The sequence below is a fragment of the Streptomyces asoensis genome, from assembly GCF_013085465.1.
Lineage (GTDB): Bacteria > Actinomycetota > Actinomycetes > Streptomycetales > Streptomycetaceae > Streptomyces > Streptomyces cacaoi_A.
Genome location: NZ_CP049838.1, coordinates 6,405,763 through 6,422,238 on the forward strand (window position 1 = coordinate 6,405,763; position 16,476 = coordinate 6,422,238).

A 16,476-nucleotide genomic window follows, 5' to 3' on the forward strand; every position below is an offset into this window, starting at 1 on the left:
GTTTGGTCTGGTGTGGGGACGTCGCCGTGGATTGTGTCGGATGAGCTGTGGGACCGCCTGGAGCCGCTGTTACCGCAGCGTGAGCGGCGCTTTCGGTATCCCGGCCGCAAGCCGTTGCCGGACCGGGACGTGCTGTGCGGGATCTTGTATGTGCTGCATACCGGGATCCAGTGGGAGTACCTGCCGCAGGAGCTCGGTTTCGGCTCGGGCATGACGTGCTGGCGGCGGCTGCGGGACTGGAACGAGGCCGGCGTGTGGCAGCGGTTGCACGAGGTCCTGCTGGCCGAGCTGAATGCGGCTTCCCGGTTGGACTGGTCGAGGTGCGTGGTCGACTCCTCCCACGTCAGGGCGTTAAAAGGGGGATCCACACGGGCCCCTCGCCGGTCGACCGGGGCCGGGCCGACTCGAAACACCATCTGATCACCGACGGGCACGGCACCCCGCTTGCGGTCCTGCTGACCGGGGGCAACCGCAACGACTTCACGCAGTTGCTGCCGCTGCTCGACGCGATCCCGCCGGTCCGCGGCCGGGTCGGACGTCCCCGCCGCAGGCCGGATTCTCTGTTCGCCGACCGAGGCTACGACCACGACATCTACCGCGACCAGGTCCGCGCCCGCGGCATCGTGCCCGCGATCGCCCGCCGCGGCACCCTGCACGGCACAGGACTGGGCACCTACCGCTGGGTCCTGGAGAGGAGCTTTGCGTGGCTCACGGCTTCCGACGTCTGCGGATCCGATGGGAACGGCGAGCCGACATCCACGAAGCATTCCTCAAACTCGCCTGCTGCCTCATCACCCACCGACAACTCAGCTCATTGTGTTAGCCGTTGTTAGTCCGCGAGCTGACCGTCAAGGACGCCGCCATCAAGTCGGCGTCCTTGCGGATCAGCGGCACCAGGGGACTCCCAGCACCCTAACCTCAAGCTGGCGAGTTCTCGGTTTTCGGACCACTGCCAACGCCGTGCGGATCGGTGGACTGCTCCGGCCGTCCCCGGAAGGCGGCTCCCTTCGCGGTCCGTGATTCGACACGCTCCACGATGCGGTCGCTGACGCGCTGTATATCTTTCCACTTCATCGCTAGGCGGTCATGGTCCATCCCATGTTCCGCGATGATGTCCCGGAGTTGTTCGAGGGTTAGTTCGCCCAGACGTGAGCGAAGTCCCACATCGCCGGCTGCGGCGAAAACTGCGAATGGATCGATTACCCCAGGGGCCCGTCGGCTGCTGCGCCGCGGGCGTTCAGCCGAGCGGGATGCGATGTGCGGCTCGGGAGAGGTGAGGGCCCTGCTCAGCGCTCGGGAGAAACGAGTCGTACGCGCGGCTTCGGCGGCCACCACGCCAAGAACACGCGCGAGGGTTCCCGCCAGGTCCGGGTCGGACGCCCCCAGCTTCAGGAGAGCTTCTGCGGCCTCCGCGGCCTGAGCCTGCAAGAGGGTTCCGTCTTCCTGCCGACCAGGCCCCCCTTCGTCCGAGACGTCACCAGCCACGACCGCGGCCTCGTTGTCGCTCTGCTCGCTCACGCCTTCTCCTCGACCAGCTCGATGAACTCCTCCGTCATCGAACGGAAGGCCTTGTACTCCCCTTGGTAGCCGTACTTCTGCCGCAGAGTACTGCGGTCGACGAACTCCGCCGAGCCGGCGATGGCGTCTCGCTCGGGAATATATGTCTGCAGCACCTCAGGGAGTTCCTCGTCGGCTTCGAGCCTGAGCACCGTGTTCCTGTGCACAGTTGAAGCTGCCCTGTACTTCGTCACAACGATACCGATCTCCGTGATCGGTTGCGCATTGTCGTCAGCGAACGCTTTGACATGCCGCTGGATCTGAGGAATTCCGTACGTCGAGAGAACGTCCGGAATCGTCGGGATGATGTACCCGTCAGAAATGCGCAAACCATTCAAAGTGACGATGCCGAGGTTCGGCGGACAGTCGACGAGGACGTAGTCGTAGTCATTGATGATCTTCCAAACTGCCTTACGCAGAAGATCGGTCGGATTATTGCTGTAGAAGCGCCCGGACGACATGGAAGCCAAGCGGTCCTGGACGTCGATGAGGTCCAGCGAGGAGGGAAGAAGATCCACTTTGGTTACCTCGTTCACTGGAGACACGTTGCACTGGAGCGTCTTCTCCAGATCGAACTCCGGAGGTTCCCCCTCGGGCCGGAGGGCGTCCTTGAAAAGGGTCGCCAGGGTGTACCCGTCGTCGTTGAGCTCCTCCCACTTCTTCTCCCCGATCAGGACCGTCGTCAAGTTAGTCTGCGGGTCGAGGTCAATGACCAGGACTCGCTTGTTGAACTCCCCCGAGAGGAATTCCGCGAGTCCGGCCGTGGTGGTGGTTTTGCCGACGCCGCCCTTTAGGTTGATGGTCGCGATGACATGAGCTTTGGCCACGTGCTTCTTCCTCTGCTTGAGGTAGCGCCGAATTTGACTCGCCCGGAAGACCGGACCGCTACGCAGGTCTGCGACAGGAACAGGAAAGCGCTTGTCGCGAGTCCGCCAGTTCGCGACAGCCGACCGGCCGACCCCCGCCATCTCCGCCACCTCGAACAGTCCAACGAGCTGGTCCTCCGCCTCGGGTGTGCCCTCCATGACACCTCCCCGTGAACGGCATTCACAATTGCACGCCAAGCGTGAAGGTTGCCCACACCAACCGTCAAGCCTCAACCTCGTTACATAGATGCACAGTTGAAAATGCGCGCCCCCTGAGCGCCAAGTTGTGCTGGGTCAATTCACCTATCGCGACGATCACCCTCGCATGGTTGTTCGGTTGCGCAGGCGGCTCGGGTTCGGGGCGCAGCTACGAGCAACTGCGCCGCCCATCTCCGGACCTCCGAGAGGTGCTCGGGCTGCAAACCGAGGTGAGGGTCCGTTGCAAGAGGAGGGTTGCGTGTCCTTGAGCGGTACGCTCCACTGCCCAGGTGTGGTCGACGGTGGTGAAGTCATCGTCAATCTAGACGGCTGGGGCGTCGTCAAGCCAGGAGTCGACATGGTCGCGCTTCCACAGGTAGCCGTTGGGGTGGCTGGTGGTGATCTGCGGACGCGGGAGATCGACGTACGACAGGGTTGGAAGGCCGAGGAGCGGGCCGATGAGGGTGAGGGCGTCCAGGCGCCAGCTGGTGCACCAGACCGGGGTGACCAGGCCGGTGCGGATCACGTCCATGAGCATGGGGCCGTGGGCAGGGTCGAGCCAGACGGTGACCGGCTTGTCGGTGCTCCGGCCGGTGGGGACGACGTCGTGGCGGGCGTGGGTGGCCGGGGTCGAGCCGTCCGCATGGGGAAGGGTATGAGGACGCCGTCGATGTCGAGGAGCAGGTAGGGCGGGCGCATCGGTTTCTCCGGGGGAGCCGGGGCGAATGGCTGGTCAGAGCTTGCGGGCGCGGATCAGTAAGGTGGTGGGCCAGTGGCCCATGCGGGGGTCGTTGAACTCCTGGGCCGAAGTGAGCCAGAAGCCCGCCCGGCTGAGGTGCCTCTCCCAACGGTCGGTATCGAACTCCCATCGGGCGATGGGGAGCCGAGTGCGGTCGGTCAGGGTGACGAAGTCGCGGCGGGGCCGGTCGTCGCCGGAGGGGCTTCGACCGCCGCGCTGCGGGTGGGGGACAGAGAAGGCCAGCACTCGCCCGGGCGTGAGGCGTTGGGCGACGGCCGGGAGCAGGAGCTCGGGGGCGACGAGACCGGTGGCTCCGAAGACGGAGTAGATCGCGTCGAACTGCTCGTCGGACGCGTGCAGGTAGTGCAGGGCGTGGCCGGCGACGAAGGTGAGGTTGTTCAGCCGGCCGTAGTGGGAGCGTGCGCGGCGGACCTGGAGCCGACCAGGTCGGCGCCGGTGACGTGTGCGCCGTGGCGGGTGGCGAGGTGGGCGGCGTTGTGGCCGGGGCCGCAGCCGAGTTCCAGGAGTCGCTTGCCGGACAGGTCGGGGCCGAAGATCTCGGCGCCGGGTCCTTGGCCGGGTCTCGTGGTCCATTCCATCCGGGCGGGTACGGCGAGGGATTCGGCGAGTCCGGCTGCGGTGCGTTGGGAGGCGTGGGCGTGACATGGGGGATGCCTGGGCGAGCACGTCAGATCTCCAGGAGGTGGAGGACGTCGGTGAGGTGGCGGCGGACGGCCTTGAGGTAGGCGGGGTCGGTGGCTGGGTCGTCGATCCAGCGAATGGACTGCTCCATGAACCACTCGACAGCCCACATGCGGTGCCAGCCCAGGGCCCAGTTCTCGGCGGTGAGCCCGCCACGTGAGGCGAGGGCGTCGGCGGTGCCGCTGGCGGTGACGTACTGCTCCAGGAAGACGCGCAGGCGCACGGGGTGCGGGGGCTCGATGGTGCCGTGCCAGTTGGCGAGGTCGAGCAGGCCAGGGCCGGTGAAGGCGCGGGCGAAGTCGAGCAGCCGCCAGCCGCGCTCACCGATGTGGAGGCTGGTTGGGTGGAACTCGGAGTGCACCCAGCCGAACGGTTCCAGCGTCGCTCCGGCCGAGCGGGCCTCGGCGGCCTGGGCGATTCGGTCGAGCGCGTCCTCGATGTCGTCGGCGTCCTGCCACCGGTCGGCCTTGCGCAGCCGTTCGAGGTGCTCCAGCGCCCTGGCCGGCAGTGTCCGCAGCCGGTCCTGGTCGAGGACGGGCAAGGGCGGTGCCGTACGGGTTCCGTGCAGGATCACGGCCGCGGCGAGGCCGTCGAGGTCGTCGGCCTCGCGGACGGACGGTCCGAGGTCCTCCATGAGCATGCCGAGCCAGCCGTCCAGGACGGCGGAGGCGTGGACCTGGGGGACGGGTACACCGAGGGTGCGGGCCAGGCGGAGGCTGGTCCTCGCTGTCGAAGGGCGTCTTGGCGTACTTGAAGATGGCCGTGGAGCCGTCGGGAAAGTCACGCGCTCGACGCCGGACATGGACCACACGCGTACCTCCTCCCGTACGGCGGTGGTCTGGCCGGCCACGGTGAGCAGGTTGTCGAGGAGTTCGGCGCTGGGGTTCGTGGTCACGTGGGTGCTCCGGGGAGGGGTGGTGGCGTCCGGGGCGGGCGAGGGATGCTGGCCCGCCCCGGAGCCTGATCGGGTGGTGGGTTACGCGGCGGGGTTCACGCGGTGGGCGTAGACCTGCTCGATCCAGCCCGCCTTGAACGCGGCGAGGTCGTCGCGAAAGTTCGCCATCGAGGCACCGTAGGGCGCGACCACGCCGCCGGACTGATCCGGCACGGACTGGCAGCCGTGCACGAGCCGACCGCCCAGCGCGGCGTGGGCCTTGATGGACTCGATCCGGCGGTGCTCGTTGAACCAGCCGCCGTGGTAGACCTCGTCGAGCATCCCGCCCGTCTCGTCGTCCAGGTTGAAGACGACGGAGGTGGCGGCGGGGAAGAACCAGCACGGGCCGACGTTGGAGATGTGCCCGTCGAGCTCGACCTTGTTGAGCGCCATGAGCCTCGCGGAGCATCCGCAGGTGGTTGGCGGTGATCTGCGGCAGGCCGAGGCCGGCCAGGTGCGGGCTGGCCCGCCGTTCGTGGACAGACTGCCACAAAGATTTGCGAACTCAAGAGCAGACTCAATCCCCGGGCACCAGGCACAGGTTGGCGTCGCCTCATCAAGGGAGCCAGATGCTTGCTCCCCATTCGTCCAGCTTCTGGCGCCGGGCCTCGAAGTCGGGCAGCACCCGGCTGACGGTCAGCCAGAACTCGGGGGAGTGATTGGCGTGGTGCAGGTGGGCCAGCTCGTGGACAAGTACGTAGTCGATCAGGGATGCGGGGACTTGCATCACCGCCCAGTGGATGTTGATAGCACCGCTGGTCGAGCAGGATCCCCACCGGTAGCCGAGGGTACGCACGACTAGATCTGTCATGGGCGCCTTCATCCGCTCGGCCCATGGCTTCACCCGTGCCGGTAGCCAACGCTGACCGCGCTCTGCGTACCAGGTGATCAACTCATCTGCCGCACAGGCAAGTCGGTCTTCACGCAGCCTCAGCCTGCCCTCCACCAGCGCGACAGGGCGGGAGGCTTCCGTGACCGTCTTGAGGCGGTAGCTTCTGCCCAGATAATAGAATCCTTCACCATCGAGGAAGCGTCGGTCGGGGCGTTCGGCAGCCTCGTGTCGCCGCTCTTCGACTTTGGTGTAGAGCCAGGTCAAGCGGGAACGCAGCAGTTTCTCCAGGGCGGTTCGGTCTGTGTCCGGCGGAACGGCCGCGACGACGGTGGCGTCGCGTTCCACCGTGACCCTGACGCTTTGTCGTCCGGGTACGGACACCACATCGATGGCCAAGCCGCCGATGTTCAGCGGCTCAGCCGGGGCTTCATGCATGGGGGCGATTCAGGTCCTTCTGGTTGTGGTCCACGATGTCGCGCAGGGCGCTGGCTAGGTTGTCAGCCTCAGGTCCGGTGTGGTTGTTCAGGACGAGCAGCATCCAGATCTCCCGCTGAAAGTCGTGCTGGGCTGCGGGGTTGGTCCAGAAGGCGTGCTTCACGCTGTGGCGTAGGGCGAGTTCCACGGTTTGGTGGGCGAGTGACACGAAGTCGGCTCGCAACCCATCGCCGATGACCCCGTCGGTGATGACCGTGGTCAGTTGCTGGTAGAGGGCCTGCTCCAGGCGGGTGAGGTTACGGACGTCGTCGGGCAGGTCGGAATTCGCGCCTTCCGATGCGCCGGTCATCTCCTGGGCAAGCGCATCGAATGCCTTCAGCTGCTCGTCCCAGTCGGTCGCATACTTCTTGAGGATGTTCTCCAGCCGTTCGCGCAACTTCTTGAAGGCGACGGGGTTTTCCCCGAAGTGCAGCTCGATGTGGTTGCGGATGGCGTGCTTCATCATCGACGCCTTGGCCCGGGCGCCGGGCAGCTGTTCCACCTTCGTACGGAAGTCGTCGGAGGTGAGACGGGTCGGCTCTATCATGCGTTCTACGCCGAGGGCCTTGACGTGTTCATCGATCAGCTCGGCGACCTTGTGTCCGTACGCGGCGGGGTCGAAGGCGTCCGTGTCCTCACCGAAACGCTGCTTGGCGAGCTTCGCAACGAAGAGGAACAGGCGGGCAGCAGGCTGGTAAGGACGGGCGGCGTCGCGCGGCATGATCAGGTTCAGGGTGGCGAGAAACTCCCTGAGCAGACGACGGTATTCGATGCGCCGCGGCTCGTCGTCCAGCGAGCTGACGAGGCCATGCACGGCAGCCGTGTCGTCCGGGTCGACAAGGTCGTTGGTCAGCTGGAAGTGGTGGCGCAGCGCAGCACACTGTCGTTCCAGCTTGTTCTCCTCCTCCTTGAAGTCGATCCTGGGCATGCCCTCCTGCTCGTCGGCTGCGTAGGCGGCCATCGCCTCAAGGAGTGCCTTGGATACGCCGGCGTAGTCCACGATGTATCCGGCTGTCTTGGCCTCGGCCGTCCGGTTCACCCGGGCCACCGCCTGCAGCAGTTCTGCCTCCCGCATCCTGCGGTCCAGATACATGACCTGCTCGCGTGGCGCGTCGAACCCGGTGAGCAGCATGGTCCGTACGATCAGAAACGCCACGGGCCGGGAGGTCGGCGTCAGATCCGACGGCCTGGGAAACGGGCTGCGGAAAGACTTGATGGCCTTCTTCTGTGCGCTCTCGTCGGTCCACGCGCGCCAGGACTTGTCATCCACCTCTGCGTCTGCGGAGATGACGGGCACGAAGTCGATGGCCTTGAGCAGGGCCAGCTGCGCGTGGGCCGCGACCAAGAGCCGCTGGCGTGCGGTCCGGTCTTCCTCCGGTTTCTGCAGCCACCTGTCCAGGACCTGTGGAGAGGTCTTCTCGACTTCGGCGACCAGCTCTGTTCTGGCGTTGAGTAGCGCCTCGCGGTAGCGCACCGCGATCCCCCGGGAGTAGGCAACCACCTGGGCCTTGAAACCCTCCTTCATAGCACCCACGACGTAATGCCGGAGCATGTGCCTGGCCTTACGCTGAATCATGTCGTGCGCGCTGAGAACCGCTGCCGACGTCGCGTACCTCTGCTGGAGTTCGTCGTACTGCTCGTCAGTCAGCTCGGGGAACTCGTCCTCAAGCTTCTCGTCCAGACTCTCAGCTTCGGTCACCGCACCTTTGGCGATGTGTCCTTCGTAGAAGATCGGGACGATCGCCCCGTCGTTCTCGGCGTCCTCGATGCGGTACTTGTCGATGAACTCGCCAAAAGTTGTGCTGGTCAGCTTCTTGCGGTTCATGATGATTGGTGTGCCGGTGAAGCCGATGCGGGCCGAGTTGGGCAGTGACTCCATGAGGTTTTGATGCAGCCCTGAACCGTGCGAGCGGTGCGCCTCGTCGACCAGGATGAGGATGCCCTCGTCGCTGTTGACGAGGCCCCAGCCCGGCATTCGGTCATGAGCAAGAGAGTCGGTCTTCTTCTGGCGGGCCTTGTCGGTGTCGAGTTGCTTCTGGATCATCACGAAGACCAGCCCAGCCCCATGCCGCCCGAGCACCGTCGGTACATCGGAGGCGCGCGTGACGACGTCGGGCTTCTCCCCCGTGAGAGCCGCAGTCTCCGCGAGCTGCTCCTGCAGCTGCTTGCGGTCGGTGACCACGACCACCTTGAAGTGTTCCAGGCCCGGGGTCGAACGTAGCTTGCGCACCAGGAACACCATTGTCAGGGACTTACCCGAGCCCTGGGTGTGCCAGACGATGCCGCCGCGCTTGTCCTCCCGGCCGTGTGCGGCCTTCGTCTCACCACGCACCAGCCGGGCAACCGCCTTATGGACAGCCCGGTACTGCTGATAGCGGGGAGCGATCTTCACCCGGGCGGTACGCCCCTCTGCGATCTCCACGTCCTGGAAGACGACGAAGTTCTTTACAATGTCGAGGAGGCGAACGGGATGCAGGACACCGGCCGCGAGAACCTTCTGTGCATCGAAGAGGACGTCGTCCGGGTTATAGCTGCGGGAGGTGATCTCGTCCACCTCAAGGGGGTACGGGTCACGCCACACTACATAGTCCTGCAAACGAGCGGTGAAGGTGCCCAGCAGCGCCTTATCCCCCGTGCTGGCCACCGTCAACTGGACCGTCCGGAAGAGCAGTTCACTGCCTCGCGGCGCAACGCCGTTGCTCGTCTGATTCGCGTAGCGGCGCAGCTGCTGGACGGCTCGCTTTATCTCACCGCCGACGGCGGCGAGCTTCTTGCACTCGATTACTACCAGTGGGATGCCGTTCACGAACAACACCAAGTCGGCGATCATCACCTCGCCCTGGCTGCCGGGAATGGTCATGCGGAACTGGGAGACCGCAAGGAAGTCGTTGTTCTCCGGCCTCTCCCAGTCGATGAACCTGACGGTCTGGCGTCGGCCGCCGTCCCAGTCCGCGAACCCGGGCACGTCGACGCCGTTCAACAGGGCATGCGTTGCGGCTTCGTTGGCCGCCACGAGACCGCCGCCGGCGCTGGCCGCACCCCGAGTCAGCGCGGAGATAGCGTGAGCGGCCCGCATGTCGTCCACCCACGGGGTCCCATCCGGCCGCCGGTTCACCTTGCGCAAGCGGCGCCGAAGAATCTCCTCCAGCACCGCGTTGTCGAAGGTCCGCCTACGAACGACAGGCTCCCCCTCCAACTGCAACTCTGCGTCCGCCGCACCCCGAACATGACGCCAGCCCATATTGGGGTGCGTGAGCTGGTCGATCAGAGGCTTCTCGACGTAGCGGTATTCGGGGCCGGATTCGGACATACTGAGCACTCCTTGACATGAAAGAACTCGGGGCGCCTTTCCGCCCACCCCAACTACACGACACGGCCGCCGATTAGGCACGACAAATGCGTGTGCATCTTCGCGCCACCAATGGAGGGTCGACAGGGTGTCGGCTACGCACTCCGGCCTGCACTCACTCCACCGCCAAACAGGTCAGCCATCAGGGCCCGTCTAAATACCTTCAGCTTTGCCACCTCGCTTGTGACGTGCCCCCTTACCTCGCCAACCCGCTCTACTGAGCGAATCACCTCCTCTTGGATTTCCGGCACAGCTAGAGGAAATCGCATGGCTTCGAAGCGCTCTGCGCTGAGGTGCGCCATATTTGTAGCCTGCTTAGAAGCGTCAGCGAACACACCTGTATTGAGCCAGTATTTGAAGACCGCCTGCGCATAGCGCGGCATCACTTTGGCCGTACGGAATCGAATTAGAGTCTTCTGGAAGTACATCCCAGGAGGCCCATCGTAAAGCGCAGACCTCCCGACTAGCTCCAGGCTCTGCCCCTCATTCAAAAGGATGTCACCCGCGCGAAGTTCATACTTCTCCTGCTCCGCTGGAGTGAAGTTCATGCTCAAAACATCGGAATAGTCGATATATCCATCGAGCACGTTGGCCACTCTAAGATAGGGTCGCATGAAATCGCCCTCGGAATGTTCCGGTGAGCGTTGCCGACCCAATGTGACCTCGCCGGCCTCTTCCACGGCTGTCCACACAGTCCGAGGGTCGCCGCTAACCCTTTCCATGGCCCACCCCAGCGTTCCACGGAAAACCTTGACCAGTTTACGCAGCTCCGTCTGTGCGATAGAGATCTGACGGTCGACCTCGTCAAGGATCTCAGCGATCTGCTGCTGCTTCTTCAGCGGTGGGAGCAAGACCTCGATCTTCTTGAAATCGCCGTATCGAACCGCGCCGCGACGATCGACTGAGGCCTGGTCGTGCACTCCGTACTGGATGATCAACTCATCGCTCTTGAGAACCCGAAAGAGAAAGTTCTCATCGACTTCCGGGGAACAAGAGAAGACCGTATAGATCGGGCTAACGCACGCCGTCTCAACTAGATCCTGAAGCCCAATCGATCCCTCGGTCAAGTGATTTGTCGCGTACGCAAACCATCCACGACGCACCAACTTGTAGCCCGAAATGTCATCACTGTAGATTTGGCGGTTCTTAAAGTACTCGTCGGAACGCACTAGGCCATGGTGCTTAGTTGACGAGAGGACCACTGCCTCGTCTGCGAGACGACCGACACGGAGCCCCTCCTCTCGAGTTACGTCTCCGAGCGGAACCTTCTTCCAACCCTCACGCATACCCCAGCTCCTCCAGGTACCCCCGCAGCCGCTTGGCAGACGCTTCCCGCTCCCGCTCCAGGTCCTCAAGCGTCACCGCGTACTTGTCGCCCCAGTTCCGGAACGCCGCGGTCAGGCCGCGCCGGTCGGACGCGACGAAGCGGTCCATCCGCGCTCGCAGGTCTGCCTTCAGGAAGCCGAGCACGATGGTCTGTGCCTGTGCATCGGTCAGCTTGGCCGCCGCCTCTTTCAACTCCGCGACGAATGCAGCCTTCAGTTCGGCCAGGTCCCTCTTCGCTTCTGTCTGCCGTTTCTTGAGAGCCCGCAGCTCCTTGAGCGGCAGGACGATCGAGAGGTCTAGCTCCTCTTCGTCGTCCTCGTCCTTGGTCTTTTTGGGCGGGGAGCCTGCCTTGACTTTGGCGTCCAGTTCCGCGGCGAGAGCTTCGGCTGTCTCCAGTCGCTCGACGTAGGCGGGGATGAGTTCGGGTACAAGGCGGTGCTCGCGAGCCTTGCGCTGGGCCGCCCGTACCCGTGCCTTCGTCCTGGCATCCGCATCGGTCGGCGGTTCGGCGAAGGCGGAGTCGATGCTGGCGACCCAGCGGTCCACTACTCCCTTGAAGCCGGTGAGTGCCAGGCTGCGCAGGTCGTTGCGGGTGTCGAACCACCAGGCAGCGATGGTGCCCGCCAGCTGGTAGTGGTCCAGCAGCTTCACCGGTTCCAAGGCCTCGGTGAACGTGGTGAGGAGTTCCTGGCGCGTGGACCACAACTGCTGGTGTTCAGGGAGCTCGTCCAACCGGCCTCGGTGTGCCTCCCACCACCTGTTGAACGCTTCCGCGAGATCGGTTTCCCGACCTGCTGTGAGGTCAGGGATGCGGGCGATTGTCGCCTCGTAGCCCTCATCGAGGAAGTTGTAATACTCCTCATCCCGCTCTTGGAATAGCTGCTTTCCGGCATCGATACCGAACGCGTCAAACTGGGTTTCCCGTGCGGTGACTTCTGCCTTCGGGATGCCGCCGTGGAGGTGGGCGCGTACGTCCTGCGGTTCGGGGGCAGGAGTGTTGTCGACGTAGCGGCGGATGTTGAGGTTGTAATCGTTGTCCGCGAGTTCCTGGTAGGGGACGACGCGGGCGAAGCCGTCGATCTGCTTCCAGCCCTTGTACGCGGAGACGATCTTTTCCGCATGCTGGGCTTCCAGGAGATTCTGTGTGCGGCCTGCGGTGATCTCGCGGTCGGCGTTGACGAACAGGACTCCGTCGCGGCGCCCGGCGGGGGCTCCGTCGCGACCGCGCAGGATGAGGATGCAGGCCGGGATACCGGTGCCGTAGAAGACGTTGGGGCCAATGCCGATGACAGCTTCCAGCCGACCTTCCTCAATCATCCGCTGGCGGATGTCCTTCTCCACTCCACCGCGGAACAACACGCCGTGAGGCATGACAGAAGCCGCGATGCCGTCCGGCTCCAGCACAGCGAGGCAGTGCTGAATGAACATGAGGTCGGCCTTCTTGCCGGACTCCGGGCACCAGCCGTACGTCATGCGCTCGGGGTACTCCATCCCTTCCTTGCGGTAGTTCTGCGCGAAGGGTGGGTTGGTGAGGATCCGGTCGAAGCGCTGGAGTTCGCCGTCCTGCGTATGCAGCGGCTTGGCGAGGGTGTCGCCGTGGTGGATCACGCCGTCAGCCACGCCGTGTAGCAGCAGGTTCATGCGGGCCATGGCCCAGGCGCTGCCGTTGTCCTCCTGCCCGTAGACCGAGAGGTGGGCGGCATCGCCTCCGTGTTCTTGTACATACTCCTTGCTGAGGATCAACATGCCCCCGGATCCGCAGCACGGGTCGTACACCGAGTGCCCCTCCTGGGGCTTGACCAGGCGGGCCATCATGCGGATCACGGAGCGCGGGGTGTAGAACTGGCCGCCCTTCTTGCCGCCCTCGTCGGCGAACTCGCCGATGATGTACTCGTACGCGTGCCCGAGCAGGTCGGGGAACTCGAAGTCGTCGTTGCTGAGCCGGTACTGGTTGAAGTGGTCGATCAGTGCCTGGAGTACGGGCTTGCTCAGCTTGGTGTTGCCGCTGGCGGGTCGCTTGAAGTCGATGTACTCCAACACGCCATCGAGAGCCTGGTGATTGTGGCTTTCCAGCTGCGCGAGCGCGACGTTCAGGGCCTCGGCCGGATCCTTGCGCGAGTCACGCATGACCGTCGACCAGCGGGCGGCGTCCGGGACGAAGAACTCGTGTGACGCGTACGCGTTGCGGGTCTCGGCCAGCTGCTTCGCGCGCTGCTCGTCCATGCCGGCTGCGCGGAACTTTTCAATGGCCTTGGTGCGTGCCACATCAAACTGGTCGGAGGCACGCTTAAGGAACAGCAGCCCGAAGATGTAGTCCTGGTACTGGGCGGCGTCCATCTTGCCGCGCAGGATGTCCGCCGCGGCATACAGATGCCGTTCAAGCTGCGGCAAAGTCAGCTGGGCCACTCGCGCCTCTCCTCATGTGGTGATCCATAGGGTGTACGTCGCACGTACGCCGCCGCCCCAGGGTAGGGGCGACCTACGACATTCGACTTGTTCGTCGCGTTCTGCCCGGCCTGCGCCCAGCAACGGTGTCTGCCAGGCTTATCGCACGCTCGCCCGGAACTTCACCGCCCAACATCTGGCCGAGCAGAGCAGGCCTCAGCGCCTCGAGTCGGTTCAGCAGTTGACGCTGGATCCTCAACTGCACGTCCACCTCCCCGAGCGCCTGGGCGATGAGGCGCTGTTCCTCAGGTGCGGGAAGGGCCACGGGGAGGTCCGCGAGCACATCGACCGTGATCGTAGCCACCGTGCCCTGGTGGGTGCGGGCAAGCATCTGATCCACTACCGGCGGGTGGGCAAGATAGGCCGCCAAGTACGCGGGGTAAACGGCATGTGCATCGGGCCGCAACCTCATGCACGAGGAGTGGTAGATCCAACCGCGCTCCGGTTCACCTGCCAGAGCGACCCGGCCCACCGCCCCCTGGCGCACCACCACCAGATCGCCCGGAAGCAGCTGGTACCGCGACAGTCCCTCCTCTATGCGCGGCAACGACCGAACGCGCGAAGCGTCCACCTGCTGCCCTACCGTTATATCGGCGGGCGACAGTACAGGGGTCCCCTCCACACCTTCAGCTAGGTCGACGAACAGATCGCTCGACGGGCTGGCAGTGATCTGGCACAGATCACCCAGCCGGTAGTCCGCCCTCATGCCGGACCACCGCCGATCCGCGGGCAGCGCCCGGGCATCCCCGTCAGCAACTCGGGAATGGCCGCATCCGTCAGCGCCACCCATCTCGCCGCGGACTCCGACACATACCCGAGCGCGGTGATCACCGAAGCCCGGTCCGCGGCCAGGTGCCGCCCGGAAACGGGCTCCTGATGCGCCACCTTGTTCCGCAGCTCCCGAAGGTAGTTGAGACGCTCGTGCAAGGGCTGCCGCCTGCCCCTGTAACCGGGGAAGCCCGAGGCCATCGGACGCCACAACTGCGTCTCGTAGTCCCGACCACGGCCGAGCAGTGCGACCCAGAAGCCAAGGGTCAGTTCCCGCTGCACCCCGGCCGCCGTCCAGGGCACCCCGGCATCGAGCATCCGATCCTCGGCCTGCTCAATCTTCTGCCGGGTCCCGTACGTGAGCCGCAGCCGAGGGGCCCGCCACCAGTCCTCTCGACCATAATGAGCGGTCAGGCGTCCCGCCATCGCCCGTCGCAGCGCATTCTCCAGGTGCCGCAGAATCTCGTACAGCGCCTTCGACATCTGCGTCTCCCAGTCGAACCAGACCAGCGCATGCCGACACTCGGACGAGCACAGCGCCCCTGCAGGGGCGTACCGCTCAGCGTCAAGCGTCTTAATCAGATGCATTTCGTCAGAGGTAGCGCAGGTCATTGACGGATCCCCCCGATGGGCCGGCATTGCACAGCAGCAAACAGGACGTTATGGTGGCTGACGTAAGCCCCGGTGCGTGCCTCTGCTAGCAAGCGCCCCGGGGCATAGCTCTGCCCTCCTGCGACAGGAGGCTCGGGCGCCACTCCGCCCTCACCCACCGAAGGCAACCGTACCACGCTCGAGTACATGACAGGACCTAGTCGGGTATTCAGATACACGACAGCATTCGCCTCGCGCAGTACAGATAACCCCACGGCGGGTCGCGCGGCGGCAAAGGTGTGGTGGCACCGCGCGTTCCCTTATCGCCCGCGCCCCAAGGGATCATGGCGACGCCCTTAGGGGGCTGCGGTGATCCACCTTCGAGCCGTGTACTGGTCGCTCACCCGCGACAACGCCTCGGTGAGACCGCTTTGATCGCGGCGAGTCCGCGGTGCGGATCAGCCGACTTGTAGAGAATCCGGCGGTCACGCTCGGAGGTCTGGAGATCGTTCCAGAGCCGGTCGGGGTCGCGAACCGGGCCGAGGCGCCCCTGCCGATCGACGAGCACGCGGATATCGAGAACCGGCTGGGCTGGCGGTTCCTTGCCATGCAGCGCAGGCCGGCGGCTTAGCTGCTGTTCGCGGTGCAGACCACGTTGGAGCAGGGCAAGCGCGAATACGCGTGCGCCGCCGAGTGTACCGAGATACACACGCCGAGCTGATGGGCACGGCCTCAGAGTCCGGGGCCAAGGTGTTCGAGCTCAGCTGCTACGGTCGGGCAGCGTATCTGGCTCAATCGCCGCAGTTCTCCGCGGAGATGGCGATCGCCGCCGGGGTGGACCTGGTCTTCGAGATCGGGCCGCTGTTCCGTGCGGAGCCGTCGTTCACCTCGCGACATGCGACGGAGTCCGCTAGCAGGGCAGATCTCGTACGAGCCGGGCATCGCGTCCGGCGCGCGGTGCCCGCAGCACGGGCAGGGGTAGGAGTCGCTCACCTGCGCAGTCTCGTTGCAGGCTCCGCGGACGTGCCATGGATTTCTCTGCCTCGAGGTACTCAGCCAGTCCGCAGGACACCCGTAAGCAGCCGTCGGGAGCCAACGCATGCCAACGAGGAAACCCCAGGTCAGAGCCCTGGGGGGGGGGGGGGGGGGGGGGCCGCCGGTCAGGATCAGCTCTCAGGCATTCCGCTTCAACGTCTGAGCGGATGGAATGAACACCACGTTGGCGGCCTGGCGAACATGCAGGTCACATGGGGTCGGCTTCTCCGGGAGTCGACCCTTTGGTGTTTCCCGTGCGGGGTTCGGGCAATGGTCACTCTCCCTCGATCCGTCAGGGCGACCGGGGCGAAGTAGCGTGGTCGGGGTGACTTGGCACTGGAACGCATCGAGCGGTCGTGGGCCACTTGGCGCGGTCGAGCCGTCGAGCCACTGATGCTCGTACTCGTGATGTCGGTCGGAGCCGTCCGGGACCAAGAGCGTGGCTGGAGCCAGTGACGCGCGGTGGCCAGTGTCACCTCTATTTCGTCGCTCCATGAACAGACTTCCAACCACGACAGGTAGCCGCCCTGCGTGAAGGCCAGGACTCGCCCGGGCACTCACCGGCCTCGGTGACGAGCTGCGCTTCGGCCGCCACGACAGTGCCGGGGCCGGTGGGCGCGGGTTCGACCTCGTTGGTGTCGAGTTCGAAGTAGGCGGTAC

General features: G+C 64.9%; 10 protein-coding genes and 5 pseudogenes. 2 read left to right on the plus strand and 13 right to left on the minus strand.

Annotated features, from left to right (window positions below):
• The first annotated feature begins 12 nt into the window (after positions 1-12).
• A pseudogene (locus G9272_RS28825) lies at positions 13-823 on the plus strand (IS5 family transposase).
• Between the two features lie 95 nt (positions 824-918).
• Here G9272_RS28825 and G9272_RS28830 read toward each other — a convergent pair.
• The 13 genes and pseudogenes from G9272_RS28830 to G9272_RS46435 form a co-directional block, all read right to left on the minus strand.
• Positions 919-1,518: a hypothetical protein gene (locus tag G9272_RS28830; protein WP_253267974.1), complete on the minus strand. Its 600-nt coding sequence runs from the start codon at positions 1,516-1,518 to the stop codon at positions 919-921.
• Positions 1,515-2,582 carry a ParA family protein gene (locus G9272_RS28835; RefSeq protein WP_216377835.1) on the minus strand — a complete coding sequence of 356 codons (1,068 nt, stop codon included), beginning with the start codon at positions 2,580-2,582 and terminating at the stop codon, positions 1,515-1,517. The genes G9272_RS28830 and G9272_RS28835 overlap by 4 nt, the downstream gene beginning before the upstream one ends.
• A 140-nt stretch (positions 2,583-2,722) precedes the next feature.
• Positions 2,723-3,320: pseudogene (locus G9272_RS28840) on the minus strand (hypothetical protein).
• A 34-nt stretch (positions 3,321-3,354) separates the two neighbouring features.
• Positions 3,355-4,047, minus strand: a pseudogene (locus G9272_RS28845) (class I SAM-dependent methyltransferase).
• A gap of 1 nt (position 4,048) precedes the next feature.
• Positions 4,049-4,957: pseudogene (locus G9272_RS28850) on the minus strand (phosphotransferase family protein).
• Between the two features lie 81 nt (positions 4,958-5,038).
• Positions 5,039-5,453: pseudogene (locus G9272_RS28855) on the minus strand (hypothetical protein); the annotation flags it as partial.
• A gap of 99 nt (positions 5,454-5,552) precedes the next feature.
• Positions 5,553-6,263 (minus strand): M48 family metallopeptidase, encoded by a 711-nt coding sequence (locus tag G9272_RS28860; RefSeq protein WP_171399227.1) that lies wholly within the window; start codon positions 6,261-6,263, stop codon positions 5,553-5,555.
• Positions 6,256-9,612 (minus strand): type I restriction endonuclease subunit R, encoded by a 3,357-nt coding sequence (locus tag G9272_RS28865; protein ID WP_171399228.1) that lies wholly within the window; start codon positions 9,610-9,612, stop codon positions 6,256-6,258. The genes G9272_RS28860 and G9272_RS28865 overlap by 8 nt, the downstream gene beginning before the upstream one ends.
• 134 nt (positions 9,613-9,746) lie before the next feature.
• Positions 9,747-10,820 carry a restriction endonuclease subunit S gene (locus tag G9272_RS28870; protein WP_171399229.1) on the minus strand — a complete coding sequence of 358 codons (1,074 nt, stop codon included), beginning with the start codon at positions 10,818-10,820 and terminating at the stop codon, positions 9,747-9,749.
• A 109-nt stretch (positions 10,821-10,929) separates the two neighbouring features.
• Positions 10,930-13,383, minus strand: a complete 2,454-nt coding sequence (locus tag G9272_RS28875) for a type I restriction-modification system subunit M (protein ID WP_171399230.1) — start codon at positions 13,381-13,383, stop codon at positions 10,930-10,932.
• 73 nt (positions 13,384-13,456) lie between these two features.
• A complete protein-coding gene (locus tag G9272_RS28880; RefSeq protein WP_171399231.1) occupies positions 13,457-14,128 on the minus strand; it encodes a restriction endonuclease subunit S in 672 nt (223 codons plus the stop codon).
• Positions 14,125-14,778: a hypothetical protein gene (locus G9272_RS28885; RefSeq protein ID WP_171399232.1), complete on the minus strand. Its 654-nt coding sequence runs from the start codon at positions 14,776-14,778 to the stop codon at positions 14,125-14,127. The genes G9272_RS28880 and G9272_RS28885 overlap by 4 nt, the downstream gene beginning before the upstream one ends.
• Before the next feature lie 403 nt (positions 14,779-15,181).
• A complete protein-coding gene (locus G9272_RS46435) occupies positions 15,182-15,490 on the minus strand; it encodes a hypothetical protein (RefSeq protein WP_437184313.1) in 309 nt (102 codons plus the stop codon).
• An 11-nt stretch (positions 15,491-15,501) separates the two neighbouring features.
• On the opposite strand from G9272_RS46435, the gene G9272_RS46440 reads away from it, so the two are divergent.
• Entirely contained in the window at positions 15,502-16,131 is a 630-nt protein-coding gene (locus G9272_RS46440; protein WP_437184314.1) for an amino acid--tRNA ligase-related protein, read from the plus strand.
• Positions 16,132-16,476: the final 345 nt, after the last annotated feature.

Coding starts and splice junctions, on each gene's coding strand:
- G9272_RS28835 (WP_216377835.1), bottom strand. CDS start 2,582: ATGGAGGGCACACCCGAGGCGGAGGACCAGCTCGTTGGACTGTTCGAG.
- G9272_RS28860 (WP_171399227.1), bottom strand. CDS start 6,263: ATGCATGAAGCCCCGGCTGAGCCGCTGAACATCGGCGGCTTGGCCATC.
- G9272_RS28865 (WP_171399228.1), bottom strand. CDS start 9,612: ATGTCCGAATCCGGCCCCGAATACCGCTACGTCGAGAAGCCTCTGATC.
- G9272_RS28880 (WP_171399231.1), bottom strand. CDS start 14,128: ATGAGGGCGGACTACCGGCTGGGTGATCTGTGCCAGATCACTGCCAGC.
- G9272_RS28885 (WP_171399232.1), bottom strand. CDS start 14,778: ATGCATCTGATTAAGACGCTTGACGCTGAGCGGTACGCCCCTGCAGGG.
- G9272_RS46440 (WP_437184314.1), top strand. CDS start 15,502: ATGGGCACGGCCTCAGAGTCCGGGGCCAAGGTGTTCGAGCTCAGCTGC.